This window comes from Bradyrhizobium sp. HKCCYLRH3061, assembly GCF_051168015.1.
In the GTDB taxonomy this organism is placed as follows: domain Bacteria; phylum Pseudomonadota; class Alphaproteobacteria; order Rhizobiales; family Xanthobacteraceae; genus Bradyrhizobium.
The window spans coordinates 42831-56888 of sequence record NZ_JBNPUE010000012.1 but is presented as its reverse complement, the minus strand read 5'-3'; the positions used below and the strand labels follow the sequence as shown (position 1 = coordinate 56888).

Genomic DNA, 14058 nt, shown 5'->3' with positions numbered 1-14058 from the left:
CATGAGGCCCCCGACCTCGCGCCACTAACCCGTCAGCCGCTTCGACAGTCCCGTCGTCCTCTCCATGATCGCCATCAGCGCGATCGTGGCGATGATCAGCACGCTCGACAGTGCAGCGATGGTGACGTCGAGCTTGCCTTCGAGGTCCTGCCACATCCGGATCGGCAGCATGTCGGTGGCGGCATCGCGCAGGAACAGCGACACCGGCACGTTGTCGAACGACGACATGAAGGCGATGAACGCGCCGGAGATGATGCCGGGGCGGATCAGCGGCAGCACGATGCGGCGGAACGTGTAGAGCCTGCTGGCACCGAGGATCGCCGAGCTTTCCAGCAAGGTCGGCTCGAGCTGGGCCAGGGCGGCGACGGTGTTGCGGACGACGTAGGGCACGCAGACGATGGTGTGGCCGATGACGAGTGTCAGCAGCGACACCGGCAGGCCGACCAGCGAGAAGAACATCAGCGCCGCAAGCCCGAAGGCGAGCGCGGGCAGCACCAGCGGCGACATGAACAAGGAGTCCAGGAGCTTTGCGGTCAGCGTCTTGGAGCGCGAGATCGCCAGCGCCGCGGCGACCCCGAGCACGATCGAGAGCCCCGTCGACCACAGCGCGACGACGACGCTGTTGCGCGCGGCGAATTGCAGTTGCCAGGCGTTCCACAATTCGACGTACCAGCGCGTCGAATAGCCGGGCGGCGGGAATTTGAGCGAAAAGCCCGACGTGAACGAGACGATGACCACGACCAGCGACGGCGAGACGATCAGGATCAGCGCCATGATGGCAATGACCGTCATCACGATCTGGAAGCTCAGCGCTTCCCAGTTTTTTCGCCGCCTGCTCATCGCGCCTCTCCATAGCCGCGGGCACGCCGCCCGAGCATCGAGAACAGCGCGACGATGGCGAGCACCGCGAACAGGAAGATGATCGAGATCGCCGCCGCGAACGGCCAGTTCTGCAGGGTCGAAGCCTGCTGGTACAGATACATCGGCATGAACAGCATCTGGCCGCCGCCAACCAGCGACTGGGTGATGAAGGCGGTGATCGCCGCAGCATAGGTCAATGTGCAGCCGGCGATGATGCCGGGCATCGACAGCGGCAGCATCACCTTGAAGAAGGTGCGCCAGCTGCCGGCGCCGAGCGAGGCCGAGGCGTCGGAGAGGTTGGGATCGATGCGGCCGATCGCCGTGATCAGGGGCAGCACCATCAGCGGCATCTGCACCTGCGCAAGCGCGGCGATGAGCCCGCCTTGCGTGTAGATCATGCGCAGCGGCGTGCCGATCAACCCGAGTGATTGCAGAACGGAGTTGATGATGCCCTGCCGGCCCAGGATCACGATCCAGGCGAAGGTGCGGACGACGACGCTGGTGAGCAGCGGCAGCAGCACGATCATGATGATCAGGGTCTGCACCCGGCTGCCGGAGCGCTGGTACAGCCAGGCGATGGGATAGCCGAGCACGAGGCAGGCGAGCGTCACCTCGGCGCCGAGCAGGAGCGTCGAGCCGAGCACGGCGAGGCTGAAGGGATCGGTCAGGAACTTGATGTACTGGCCGAGCCCCCACACCGTCGCCGCGGTGTCGTTGTGCAGCGAGAGATAGAGCAGTTGCGCCAGCGGCAGCACGAAGAAGATCGCGAACACCAGCCCCAAGGGCAAGGCAAGCCCCAGGGTGAAGCTGGTCACGTCATCAGGTGCTGTCGTGGCGCTCTTCATCGTTTCAGATCTTGATGTCGCGGTTGAACTTCTCGATCCAGGAGGCGCGCTGCTCGTTGATCTTCTTCCAGTCCTGGAACACGAACTTCTTCTTCAGCTCGGCGGTGTCCTTGGCCAGCACCTTGGCGATCTCGCCGGACATCGCGACCTTGGTGTTGGTTGGCACGATCAGATAGGGCGGATTCATCAAGGTGGTCTGCACTTCCGGCGACAGCGCCGCCTCGATCAGCTTGAAGGCGAGCTCCTTGTTCGGCGAGTTCTTGACGACGTGGATCGTGGTCTTGAAGGCGATCGCGCCTTCCTTGGGCGCCACGAACTCGACCGGCACGCCGCGCGCTTTCAGGATCTGGATGGCGTTGAAATTGCCGGGCGAGATGTCGATCTGGCCCTGCTGGAACAGGGTCGCCAGCGCGCCGGGATTGGCGGCGACGGCGGCGAGGTTCGGCTTCAGCTCCTCCAGCGCCTTGAAGCCTTCGTCGACATTGGCCTCCGACCCGCCGCGCATGCGCGCGATCTCGACCAGCCAGCCGGTGCCGAGCGTGGAGTTCAGATTGGTGATGCCGACCTTGCCCTTGAACTCGGGCTTCCACAGATCGGCCCATGAGGTCGGCGGCGTCTTCACCGTCTCCGGATTGTAGGTGAGGCCGACGACCTGGAAGAACGGCGCCGGGCCCATCGCGTCCTGCGCTTCCGGGATCAGGTCCTTGAAATAGGCGCTCTTGTCGGCCGGGAACGGATCGACGAGGTCCTGGCCGATCGCGACCAGCGCCGGACCCGGGTCGTGCAGCATGACGTCGATCGGCGGATTGGCCTTGGCGGCATTGACCTTGGCGATCTGGTCGACCGACAGCATCGGATCGAGCACGATCGCCGCATCGGCGTTGGCCTTGCGGAAGGCAGGGACGAGCACGGCTTTATGTGCTTCTTCCCAGCTGCCGGTGAAGGTCGCGAACACCAGCGGCCGCGCCTGCGCAAGGCTCAAGCCCGGGAAGGCGTGCATGGCTCCCAGCGTCAGGGCGCTGGTCAGGAGCCGGCGGCGATCAAGCATCATGTTTCACTCCGATGTGTTGGTTTGTTCATTGCGGGAAGACAGTGGCCAACCCCGGCGCGAGCGGTGCGATGCGCACCGGCGTGCCGGCCTCGCGCAGCGGCGTGCCGCCGGTGCGGGCTTGCGAGATCTTGATGCTGGATCCGTCCTGGGCCTTGATCTCGTGCACGACGGTGGCGCCGAGCGGCAACGCCATGCCGATCTCGCCGGCAAATCCGGTGTCGTCGCTGACGAAGGTGAGGTGCTCGGGACGCAGGCAGACGGTGACCTTGTCCGAGGCACTGACCGGCTTGGGCGCGCGGGCGATGATCTCACCGCCGGCCTCCAGCGCGACCTTCACGCCATCAGCAGCGGTCGCAAGCACCGTACCCTTCATCCTGTTCGCGGTACCGACGAAGCTGTTCACGAACAGAGTCTGTGGCTGGTCGTAGATCTCGCTGGGCGTGCCGAACTGCTCGAGGTGGCCGTGGCTGAGAACCGCGACACGATCGGCCATCGACAGCGCCTCCTCCTGATCATGAGTGACGATCAGGGTGGTGGTTCCGGCCATGCGCTGCAGCCGCTTGACCTCGATCTGCATGTCGAGCCGCAAATTCTTGTCGAGCGCCGCGAACGGCTCGTCGAGCAGCAGGATCGACGGCTTGATCGCCAGTGCGCGCGCCAGCGCCACGCGCTGCTGCTGTCCGCCGGACAACTGCCGCGGCAGCCGCTCGCCGAACGGGCCGAGCTGCACCATGTCGAGCAGCCGCTGCGCTTCCTTGTTGCGCGTCGCCCTGTCGACGCCGCGCGCGGCGAGGCCGTAGCCGACATTCTCGGTGATCGAGAGATGCGGAAACAGCGCGTAGTTCTGGAACACGATGCCGACGGCGCGGCGGTTGGGCGGCAGCGCGTCGACGACGTCGTTGCCGATGATGACGCGCCCCTCGCTTTGGCCGATGAAGCCGGCGATGATGCGCAAAAGCGTGGTCTTGCCGCAGCCCGAGGGCCCAAGCAGGGCGATGATTTCGCCGCCTTTCACGTCGAGATTGATGTCGGAGACGGCCATCGTGCCGCTGGCGAAGCGGTGCGTGATCCGATCCAGAACGAGCGACTTGGCTTCCGATACGCTGGCCATGGGCTTCCTGCTCTATTCGTTTGAAAAAGCAAGAAGCGTGCCGCCTTTTCAGGCAACGAAGGTGGTTTGTGTACAGAAGAGGACGTGGGGTACGGGAGTAGGACGAGTTTCGGCCCGCGCGCCAGCTAACAAGATTGCTCGGCCCAACTACCCGTCGCGGTGCTCCAGCCGTGCGGCCAGCGCCTCGGGCAAGCCCGTCGTCGGCTTCGCGGCCGGGCGGCGGAAGGTGCCGGCGGTGGCTTTGCACATCTTCAAGGCGAGCAGTGCTTCGGCCTGCTTCACCGCGGCGATCACCTGATCGACCACGGGGACGGGAATGCGATGCGCGACCCGGGCGGCAAGCCCCGACAGTGGCGCGCCGGCGAAGATCAGGACGTCGGCGTCGTTCTCCTCGACCGCGCGCAGCGCCAGCTCGACCAGCAGCTCCTCCTTTTCATGCTGCACGTCGGAGATCTGCTTGAAGCTGCCGTCGAGCATGCGGATGCCGGCGCAGCGCTCCATCAGCCCGTGCATGCGCACGCACTCCTCGTACCAGGGGCCGAGCGCCTGGGCGAAGGTGACGATTGCGAAGCGCCGTCCGGCCATGCAGGCCGTCAGCATCGCGGCCTCCGCAAGCCCGATCACCGGCACGTCGAACAGCTCGCGCGCCGCGAACAGGCCGGGATCGCCGAACGCGGCGATGATCGCAGCGTCGAAGGTGCCGTGACGCTCCGCCAGCATCTCCAGTGCGACGGCGCCGCCGATCTGCGCCTCGGCGCGGGTGGCGATGTAGGGCACGCCGCGCGGCGCGGTGCAGGGGATCAGGGTGGTGCCGGGCGCAGCAGCCTCCCGGCCGACCTGCAGCATCAGGTCGGTGATGTCGGTGCGGATGTTGGGATTGAGCAGCAGGATGTTCATGGCGCCTCGCGAGTGGATAAGCGAGCTTGCCCGAGGGATTGCCGCATTGTCCAGAACGGTGGCCGTCAGAGCGCGCCCTTGACCACGATGCCTATCAGCGTGGCGAGCAGAGACAGTATTGCACCAAGGCTGAGCAGCCGCCGCAGCTTCAGGAACCAGGCCCGTCGATCGTCGCCGCCGAAGCTGAACTCATCGTAGACCAACGCGGTCAGCAGCGCGGCTGCGAGCAGCACCAACGCGGGCAGCGGCGGCAGCAACAGCGCGACCCAGCCGAGCAGGGACGGCGTCACCCCCCAGCTCATGCGCGGCCAGCCTGCCAGCGCCGGCATCTGCACGGCGACGCCCCAATGGATCGCACCGAGGAAGCTCACGGTGACCGCGCCATAGCCGATCTGCGCGCGCAGCGCGGCCTGCCGCATCGGATCGTCACCAGCGATCACAAATGCGGCGAGGCCCGCGAACGGAATCAGCCCGGCGAAGCCGAGAATGCGCATCGGAGCGGGGACGCCGGACATCATGACGCTAGCCTCCGCGGCTCTTGGCGATCGCAGCGGGCGTCCGGCCGCGGTCGGATCGGCAGCGGTCCGAGCAGTATCTCACCTCGTCCCAGTCGCGTGCCCATTTGCGCCGCCACGCAAACGGGCGGCCGCACGCAGAGCATATCCTGGTCGGCAAGTCGGCCTTGCGCCGCATCTTCGGCATGGCGTCACCGCGGGACCCGCATGCCGCGCCGGGGCGGGGCGGCATCTGCCGCCTCCCTGCCGGAACGCGTCGCGGTCCGCTCGTCCGTCACGTTCGCCCTCGCCGATCAGTGCGACGCGCCGGCTCAGGCCGGCAACGTCCACGCTGAACAACGATCGATGGGCGCCGCCGGATCAGTGGTCCGCGGGGCGCTCGTGGTTGCGGCTCAGGCTTTGGTCACGTGCACGGCGGGCGTGGCACCGCCGTTCCACTTGCCCTCGATCGCGCGCTCGATCTGGGCCGCGAGCTGCAGCAGCAGGCCGTCGTCGGCCTGCTTGCCGATCGCCTGGATGCCGAGCGGCAGGCCGTGCTCGTTGGTCGCGAGCGGCAGCGAGATCGCCGGAATGCCGCAGAGGTTGGCGAGCGGCGTGAACGCGAAGTTGCGCCAGAGGTTCTCGAACCAGTCGAGCACGTCCGGATTGTCGCTGATCGTCAGGTATTCGGTGGTGCCGATCTTCGGGGTCGGCAGTGCGGTGATCGGCGTCAGGATGATGTCCCAGTCCTCGAAGAAGGTACCGAAGGCGCGCGAGGTGGTGTTGAACGCCGTCTGCATCGCCGCGCGCTCGGCGAAGCTGGTGCCGCGGCCCGCCTCCCAGATCCGGATGTTGATCGGCTCGATCAGCTCGGCCGGCGGCCGCTCGAGCTTGCGTGACGCGAGCAGGTTGTTGATGACGATCGCGAAGTTGGAGATGTAGCAGGTGGTCTGCGCCGCGAATGCGGCGCGATAGTCCACGTCGGGCAGCGCGTAGCCGACGTGGTGGCCGAGGCCCTCGAGGAACTTGCCGACACGCGCCAGCTCTGAAGCGATGTGCGGCGTGGCGCGATAGTCGCCCCATTGATGCGACAGCGCGATCCTGAGCTTGCCGGGATCGCGCTTGATCAGCTCGACGTAAGGCTCCGGCGTGGTCCAGTACGGCATGAATTCGCCCGGCGCGCCGCCGCGGCAATGGTCGACGAACGCCGCGGTGTCGCGCACGCTGCGCGACTGGCAGCCCTGGATCGAGACCAGCCCGGTGAGATCCGACAGATGCGGCGCGATCGAGAATACGCCGCGCGAGACCTTCAGCCCGATATTGCCGTTGACGCCTGCGGGAATCCGGATCGAGCCGCCGCCATCGGTCGCATGCGCGATCGGCACGACGCCGGCGGCGACCATCGCCGCGCTGCCGGCCGACGAGCCGCAGGTCGTGTAGTCGGTATTCCACGGATTGCGCGTGACGTAGACGGCCGGGTTCTCGGCCGAGCTGCAGACGCCGAACTCCGGCGTGGTGGTGCGGCCCATCAGATTGAGGCCGGCCTTGCGCATCTTCGCCGTCAGGTGCGTGTCGGCGGCGGGACGGTTGCCGCGCATGAACAGCGAGCCCTGCTCCTGCAGGCGCCCGGCCATGGTCGGCCCCAGATCCTTCATCAGGAACGGCAGGCCGGCGAAGGCGCCGTCGGCATTGGCGCCCGCCTTGATGGGATCTTCGACCGCATCGGCGAAGACTTCAACCACGCCCGAGAGCGCCGGATCCACCTTGGCAATGCCTTCAGCCGCCTGCCGCGCCAGCTCCGCCGCCGTCAGCTCGCCATTGCGAACGCGCGCCGCCAGCGCCATGCCATCATGCCGGGCCCACTCGTCCCAGCTCATCGCCAACGTCATCTGTCTTCCGATCCTTCGCGCGGCGCATCGCGTGTTCGATGAGTCCGTGCCCCGCATGTTCCGCGGCGCGAACCTTAGTTTGCGAAGGCGGCGAGTCAATCAAGCACGCTGCATGCCGCCAATACGGCGCGCTCATGCGCCACGGCTCACCGGTGATCGCACGGCCCACGCGCGTTCCGGAAATCGGCACTCGGGCACGCCTTCGGCCGATCGCGGCGGATGCACGCTGTGCCGCGCCAGACGCGCCGTTCCCGGTTCCTCTTGTTACATTGTTGCTGATCGACAACCGCGCCGGCCGCGTGCTATCCGCTGGCCGAACAGGGGGCGCGGTGCGCAGCATTGGCAAACGAGACATCACGAGCCGTCCGCGCATGCTGCGCCGGATCGTGGCTGCCTGCCTGATGCTCGCCTATGTTCTCGCCGGCGCGCTGCACGGCGCCTGTGACATCGACGTCGCCCATCCCTCCGCCGGCAAGCCGGAGATCGCGTCGCTGCTCGACCGGGCGGGCCACACCGATCAGCGCGGCGTCGCCGACCATCATTGCCATGGCTGCTTCTCGGTGGCCGTGCCGCAGCCGCAGTTTGCCGCCGTCCCGGCCGAGGTCGTGGCCGCGACCGGCTGGGCCGTTCCCCTGCTCAGTGCAGGCATCCTTCCCGAGTCCGAGTCTCCGCCGCCAAGACACCTGAGCTGACGCAACGTGCCGGACGGCCGACGCCGTCCATCCTTGCCCGTCCAGACAGGTTCATCTCATGCCATTCCCCGGGATGGCTGCGCGCGCCATCGGCGCCGCAGCCCTGCTCGCTCTGTCCGTGCACGCGTCAGCGGCGCAGACGCTGACCCTCCGCGCGGCGCTCTCGCGCGCGCTCGCCGCCAATCCGCGGCTGTCCGCCGCCGACCGCGACATCGGCATCGCCTCCGGCCAGCGGCTGCAGGCGGGCGCGCTGCTCAATCCCGAGCTGTCCTACGAGCAGGACAATTCGCTTGGCTCGGGTCAATATCGCGGCACGCGCTCGGCCGAGACCACCTTGCAGATCAGCCAGGCGTTCGAATGGTTCGGCAAGCGCGACGCGCGCATCGTCGCCGGCCAGGCCGGCGTACGGGTCGCCGAGATCCAGCGCCAGGCGGTGCGGCTGGAAGTGCTGTCGGAGACCGCGATCGCCTTCGTCACCGTGCTCGCCACGCAGCGGCGCATCCAGATCCTCGACGATCAGGTCGCAGCGCTCGATCGCCTGACGCCGCTGCTGCGCCGTCGCGTCGAGGCCGGCGCGTCGTCGCCGGCGGAGACCGGCCGCGCCGAGGTCGCCTCGGCGCTGGTGCGGGCCGATCGCGAGCGCGTCAAGGCGACGCTGTCGAGCGCGCGCCGCGAGCTCGCCGTGCTGATCGGCGACAGCTCGGCGAAGCTGCCGGCCGTCACCGGCCGGTTCGACGCGACCGGCCAGCCGCCGGCGTTCCAGACCGTGATCGCGGCCATCGATGCCAATCCGCAGCTCGTCCGCTGGACCGCGGTCTACGCCCAGCGCAATGCCGAGCTGCTGCTGGCCCGGCTCAAGCCCTATCCCGACGTCCGTGTCGGCGCCGGCTGGCGGCACTTCAACGACACCCAGGATGATGCCGTCAGGCTCAGCGTCTCCGTGCCGATCCCGGTGTTCGACCAGAACCAGGGCAACATCCTCTCGGCGCAGGAAAGCCTCGCCAAGACCGAAGCCGAGCGCAAGGCCAACCGCAACGCGCTGCTGGTGATCGCCGGCCGCGCCTACGACTCGCTGCAAAGCTCGCTGCGGGAATTGTCGGTGTTGCGCGAGATCGCGATCCCCAGGGCGCAGGAGGCCGCCGACGAGATCGCGCAGGGCTACAGCGCCGGCCGCTTCTCTTTGCTCGAAGTGCTGGACGCGCAGGCGAGCGTGGCGCAGGCGCGCCTGCGCGAGCAGGAGGCGCTGCAGAACATCCATGTCGCCGTGGCGACGATCGAAGGCCTGGTCGGCCGTCCCTTCACCCTGGCACGGGAGAGCGCGCGATGAGACCGTTCACCATCATCCTGATTGCCGTCCTCGCTGCCGCGGCCGGCGCCGGCGCATCGCGCCTGCTGGGCGAGGCGGAGCCGCATGCCGACGCAACGGTCGGCCATGCCGATCATGCCGAGAAGGCGGCGCCGAAGGATCGTGTCGAGCAGGACGAACATGGCGCCGACCGCATCCGCATCAGCAACGTGAAGCTCGCCGCGGCCGGCGTCGCGCTCGCCGAAGCCGGACCCGCGACCTTGTCGGATACGCTATCGTTCAACGGCGTGCTGCGCGCCAACCAGGAAGCATTGGTGCAGGTGACGCCGCGCTTTCCCGGCATCGTCCGTGCCATCAAGAAGCGCATCGGCGACACCGTCGCCAAGGACGAGCTGCTCGCCGCGATCGAGAGCAATCAGAGCCTGACGGCGTATGATCTCAAGGCGCCGATCGGCGGCACCATCATCGACCGCCAGATCTCGCTCGGCGAATACGCCTCCGAGCAGAAGCCGGCCTTCGTGGTCGCCGATCTCTCCACGATCTGGGTCGACCTGTCGATCTACCGCCAGGACCTCAGGCGCGTCCGGCTCGACGACGAGGTGCTGATCGACCCCGATGACGGACGCGGCGCGATCCGCGGCCACGTCTCCTACATCGCGCCGGTCGGCGCCAGCGAAACGCAGACCGCGCTCGCCCGCGTCGTGCTGGCCAATCCCGACGGCCGGCTGCGTCCGGGCCTGTTCGTCACCGCGCGGCTGGTTCTCGCCAAGCGCAGCGTTGCCGTGGCGGTCCGCGCCAGCGCGATCCAGACCCTGGAGAACAAGACCGTCGTGTTCGTGCGCGAGGAGGGCGACAAGATCGAGGCGCGTCCCGTCGCGCTCGGCGAATCGGATCCGACCTATGTCGAAATCCGCGACGGTCTCTCTGCCGGCGAACACTACGTCGCCGAGAACAGCTTTGTGGTGAAGGCGGAGATGGGCAAGGGGGAGGCCGAGCATGATTGACGCGCTCCTTGCCTTCGCCGTGCGCCAGCGCTGGCTGGTGCTGCTGGTCGCGCTCGCCGCGGCCGGCTTCGGCGCCTGGAATTTTACCCGGCTGCCGATCGACGCCGTGCCCGATATCACCAACGTGCAGGTGCAGATCAACACCAAGGCGCCCGGCTACTCGCCGCTCGAGACCGAGCAGCGCATCACCTTTCCGGTCGAGACCGCGATGGGCGGCCTGCCGAAGCTGGATTACACCCGCTCGCTGTCGCGCTATGGGCTGAGCCAGGTCACCGTCGTGTTCCAGGACGGCACCGACATCTATTTCGCGCGCCAGCTCGTCAACGAGCGCATCCAGCAGATCAAGGACCAGCTGCCGCCGGGCGTCGAGGTCGCGATGGGACCGCTCTCGACCGGGCTCGGCGAGATCTTCATGTATGCGGTCGAAGCCAGGCCCGGCGCCAAGACGCCTGACGGCGCGGACTACTCGCCGACCGATCTGCGCACCATCCAGGACTGGATCATCCGGCCGCAACTGCGCGGCGTGCAGGGCGTGATCGAGGTCAACACCATCGGCGGCTTCGAGCGCCAGTTCCACGTGCTGCCGGATCCCGGCCGTCTCATGGCCTACAAGATCAGCTTCCGCGACGTCATCGCCGCGCTCGCCTCCAACAATGCCAATGTCGGCGCCGGCTATATCGAGCGCAATGGCGAGCAATATCTGGTGCGTGCGCCGGGCCAGGTCGGCAGCGCCGCCGAGCTGAAGGACATCGTGATCGGCGCCCGCGGCGGCACGCCGGTGCGCATCGGCGACGTCGCCGAGGTCAGCGAAGGGCGCGACCTGCGCACGGGCGCCGCGACGCTCAACGGCGAGGAGACGATCCTGGGTACGGCGATGCTCCTGATCGGCGAGAACAGCCGCGCCGTGGCGCGTCGCGTCGCGGCCCGGCTTGACGACATCGCCAAATCGCTGCCCGAGGGCGTGGTCACGCGCACGCTCTACGACCGCACCCATCTGGTCGAAGCGACGATCCGCACCGTGGAGAAGAACCTGCTCGAAGGCGCCGCGCTGGTCGTCGTGGTGCTGTTCCTGCTGCTCGGCAACATCCGGGCCGCGCTGGTCACCGCCTGCATCATCCCGCTGTCGATGGCGATGACCATCACCGGCATGGTCGAGAGCAGGGTCAGCGCCAACCTGATGAGCCTCGGCGCGATCGATTTCGGCATCATCGTCGATGGTGCCGTCATCATCGTCGAGAACTGCCTGCGGCTGCTGGCCCAGGCGCAGCATCGCAAGGGCGGGCTGCTCACGACCGCCGAGCGGTTGCAGACCATCGTCAGCGGCGCGCGCGAGGTGATCGGCCCGAGCCTGTTCGGCACCGGCATCATCGCCGTGGTCTATCTGCCGGTGCTGACGCTGACCGGCGTCGAGGGCAAGATGTTCACGCCGATGGCGCTGACGGTGCTGATGGCGCTCGGCGCCGCCGTGCTGTTCTCGATCACCTTCGTGCCGGCAGCGGTCGCGATCTTCGTCACCGGCAAGGTCTCCGAACAGGAGAATTTCGTCATGCGCGGCGCGCGGCGGATCTACGCGCCGCTGCTGCGCGGCGTGATCGCGCACCGCCTGATGGTCGCGGCCATAGCCGTGGTGATCGTCGCGGCGAGCGGCTTTGCCGCGACGCGCATGGGCGGCGAGTTCATCCCGAGCCTCGACGAGGGCGATGTCGCGCTCGCGGCGTTGCGCATCCCGGGAACGAGCCTGACCCTCTCGGTCGATCTGCAGAAGGCGCTGGATGCGCGGCTGCGGCTGATACCCGAAGTGAAGGACGTCTTCACCCGCATCGGCACGGCGGAGGTGGCGACCGATCCGATGGCGCCGTCGCAGGGTGACGGTTACATCATGCTGAAGCCGCGCGAGGAGTGGCCCGACCCTGCGAAGCCGAAGGCGCAGCTCGTCGCCGAGATCGAGGCGGCGGCCGACGAGATCCCCGGCAGCAACTACGAGATCTCGCAGCCGATCCAGTTGCGCTTCAACGAGCTGATCTCCGGCGTGCGCAGCGACGTCGGCATCAAGATCTTCGGCGACGATCTCGACATCCTGCAGGGGGCGGCGCGCCAGGTCGAAGCCGCGATCCTCGGCGTCAATGGCGCCACCGACGTCAAGACCGAGCAGGTCGCGGGCCTGCCGATCCTGACGGTCAGGATCGACCGCCAGGCGCTGTCGCGCTACGGCCTCAGCGTGGCCGAAGTGCAGAGCGTGGTCGAGATCGCGATCGGCGGCAAGGCGGCCGGAAAGCTGTTCGACGGCGACCGCCGCTTCGACATCGTCGTCCGGCTCCCCGAGCGTCTGCGCGGCAATCTCGATGCGATCCGCGCGATCCCGATTCCGCTGCCGGCGGGTGAGGAGGCGAATGTCGCGCCGCTGCGCACCGCATTCTCCTCGGCGGCACAGCCGCGCTACGTGCCACTGTCGTCGGTGGCCGCGGTCGCCTCGGCGCCGGGGCCGAACCAGGTCAGCCGCGAGAACGGCAAGCGGCGGATCGTCGTGTCAGCCAATGTTCGCGCCCGCGACCTCGGCTCGTTCGTGACCGACGCGCAGGCCGCGGTCGCCGAGAAGGTCAAGCTGCCGCCGGGCTATTGGATCGGCTGGGGCGGCCAGTTCGAGCAACTGGTGTCGGCGACCAAGCGTCTCACGATTGTGGTGCCGATCGCGCTGGCGCTGGTGTTTCTGCTGCTGTTCATGAGCATGGGCTCGTTTGCCGACGCCGCGCTGGTGTTCTCCGGCGTGCCATTGGCGCTGACCGGCGGCATCGCCGCGCTGCTGCTGCGCGGCCTGCCGCTGTCGATCTCGGCCGGCGTCGGATTCATCGCGCTGTCAGGCGTCGCCGTGCTCAATGGCCTGGTCATCATCGCCTTCATCGAACGGCTGCGCCAGGAGGGCCGCTCCGTCCGCGCGGCGGTGGAGGAGGGCGCGCTGGCGCGATTGCGGCCGGTGCTGATGACGGCACTGGTCGCCTCGCTCGGCTTCGTGCCGATGGCGATCGCGACCGGCGCCGGCGCCGAGGTCCAGCGCCCGCTCGCCACCGTCGTCATCGGCGGCATCATCTCGTCGACGATGCTGACGCTGCTGGTGCTGCCGGCGCTCTACGTGCTGTTCAGACGCGAGGCGCGGAGCGTGTAGGCGGAAGCGGCATGCAGCTCGCGACTTCGTAGCTGCATGCCGCGCGCGCTGGCGTCGAGACCTAGTTGAACGCCATCGGCGCCGCGCTGGCCATCCAGCCGTCGGTCCGTGCATTGCGGGCGAACCGCTGATATCTCGGCGCACGGGCTTCGCGCGTGACACGCGCCGCTGCGCCGAACATCGTGGAACCGCCCGTCGGGTTCACGATCGTGTAGCCGGCAATCGAGCGCGGATGCTCGCGGGTGACGTGACCGCCGGAATTGCCGTCATGCACATACCAGATGTTGCCCGCAACCTGCTGCTGCAGGATCATGACGTGGCCGGAGCGGACCGCAGCCATGCCCGGTGCGGGAGCCGCGCGTGGAAAGCGACGCCAGTTGGATGCGAGATTCAACTCGGGAATGACCCGGCCGAACGTATAGAGCGACGCTTCGCAGCCACAGAAGGCATGCGGGCATCCCGACGGCCGGCCACCGACAACGCGGCCCTCGCCGGGGATCGAGGCCATGGCGTTCATGACGGAGTGATGGTGACGGTACGAGTAGTGATGATGATGGTGACGAGGACGCGCCTCGGCTTGAACGGAGAGAGCCAGCAATGCGGCGACGACAATAACAACGCGGTACATTTGGAGGACTCCTGTACGCTGTGAAATCCCCCTGCCGCGCGCCAATCAACCTCTAAACATGTCCTCAAAGTGACCGAATCCCCTGTGAGCCATGCATTTGCGCGACAGCGCTGTCCGGTC

General features: G+C 67.7%; 13 protein-coding genes. 4 read left to right on the top strand and 9 right to left on the bottom strand.

The features are described from left to right. Positions 1 to 24 precede the first annotated feature (24 nt). The 8 genes from ACQR2C_RS19890 to ACQR2C_RS19855 form a co-directional block, all read right to left on the bottom strand. Complete coding sequence (locus ACQR2C_RS19890) at positions 25 to 840, bottom strand: ABC transporter permease (protein ID WP_316216698.1); 816 nt, start codon at positions 838 to 840, stop codon at positions 25 to 27. Next, positions 837 to 1706: an ABC transporter permease gene (locus ACQR2C_RS19885; protein WP_434881915.1), complete on the bottom strand. Its 870-nt coding sequence runs from the start codon at positions 1704 to 1706 to the stop codon at positions 837 to 839. The genes ACQR2C_RS19890 and ACQR2C_RS19885 overlap by 4 nt, the downstream gene beginning before the upstream one ends. 4 nt (positions 1707 to 1710) lie before the next feature. Next, positions 1711 to 2757, bottom strand: coding sequence for an ABC transporter substrate-binding protein (locus tag ACQR2C_RS19880; protein WP_434881914.1), 1047 nt, complete (start codon positions 2755 to 2757; stop codon positions 1711 to 1713). A gap of 25 nt (positions 2758 to 2782) precedes the next feature. Next, positions 2783 to 3868, bottom strand: a complete 1086-nt coding sequence (locus ACQR2C_RS19875; protein ID WP_434881913.1) for an ABC transporter ATP-binding protein — start codon at positions 3866 to 3868, stop codon at positions 2783 to 2785. 147 nt (positions 3869 to 4015) lie between these two features. Beyond that, positions 4016 to 4765, bottom strand: a complete 750-nt coding sequence (locus ACQR2C_RS19870; RefSeq protein ID WP_434881912.1) for an aspartate/glutamate racemase family protein — start codon at positions 4763 to 4765, stop codon at positions 4016 to 4018. A gap of 65 nt (positions 4766 to 4830) precedes the next feature. Beyond that, positions 4831 to 5283 carry a DUF3429 domain-containing protein gene (locus ACQR2C_RS19865; protein ID WP_434881911.1) on the bottom strand — a complete coding sequence of 151 codons (453 nt, stop codon included), beginning with the start codon at positions 5281 to 5283 and terminating at the stop codon, positions 4831 to 4833. 4 nt (positions 5284 to 5287) lie between these two features. Then, positions 5288 to 5467 carry a DUF2256 domain-containing protein gene (locus ACQR2C_RS19860; RefSeq protein ID WP_434881990.1) on the bottom strand — a complete coding sequence of 60 codons (180 nt, stop codon included), beginning with the start codon at positions 5465 to 5467 and terminating at the stop codon, positions 5288 to 5290. 205 nt (positions 5468 to 5672) lie between these two features. Next, positions 5673 to 7148: an amidase gene (locus ACQR2C_RS19855; RefSeq protein ID WP_434881910.1), complete on the bottom strand. Its 1476-nt coding sequence runs from the start codon at positions 7146 to 7148 to the stop codon at positions 5673 to 5675. 272 nt (positions 7149 to 7420) lie between these two features. Between ACQR2C_RS19855 and ACQR2C_RS19850 the strand changes: the two genes are divergently transcribed. Genes ACQR2C_RS19850 through ACQR2C_RS19835 form a run of 4 tightly spaced genes read left to right on the top strand, consistent with a single transcriptional unit; the run spans position 7421 to position 13310 of the window. Further along, complete coding sequence (locus ACQR2C_RS19850; protein ID WP_434881909.1) at positions 7421 to 7840, top strand: hypothetical protein; 420 nt, start codon at positions 7421 to 7423, stop codon at positions 7838 to 7840. A 58-nt stretch (positions 7841 to 7898) separates the two neighbouring features. Beyond that, on the top strand, positions 7899 to 9167 hold the full coding sequence (ihpA, locus tag ACQR2C_RS19845; protein WP_434881908.1) for a divalent metal ion exporter subunit IhpA: 1269 nt from the start codon (positions 7899 to 7901) through the stop codon (positions 9165 to 9167). Beyond that, positions 9164 to 10150, top strand: a complete 987-nt coding sequence (ihpB, locus tag ACQR2C_RS19840) for a divalent metal ion exporter adaptor subunit IhpB (protein ID WP_434881907.1) — start codon at positions 9164 to 9166, stop codon at positions 10148 to 10150. Before ihpA ends, ihpB begins: the two co-directional genes overlap by 4 nt. Continuing rightward, positions 10143 to 13310 carry an efflux RND transporter permease subunit gene (locus tag ACQR2C_RS19835; protein ID WP_434881906.1) on the top strand — a complete coding sequence of 1056 codons (3168 nt, stop codon included), beginning with the start codon at positions 10143 to 10145 and terminating at the stop codon, positions 13308 to 13310. Before ihpB ends, ACQR2C_RS19835 begins: the two co-directional genes overlap by 8 nt. A 61-nt stretch (positions 13311 to 13371) precedes the next feature. Here the strand turns inward: ACQR2C_RS19835 and ACQR2C_RS19830 are convergent, their stop codons facing one another. Next, complete coding sequence (locus ACQR2C_RS19830) at positions 13372 to 13938, bottom strand: hypothetical protein (RefSeq protein ID WP_434881905.1); 567 nt, start codon at positions 13936 to 13938, stop codon at positions 13372 to 13374. Between the last annotated feature and the right edge of the window lie 120 nt (positions 13939 to 14058).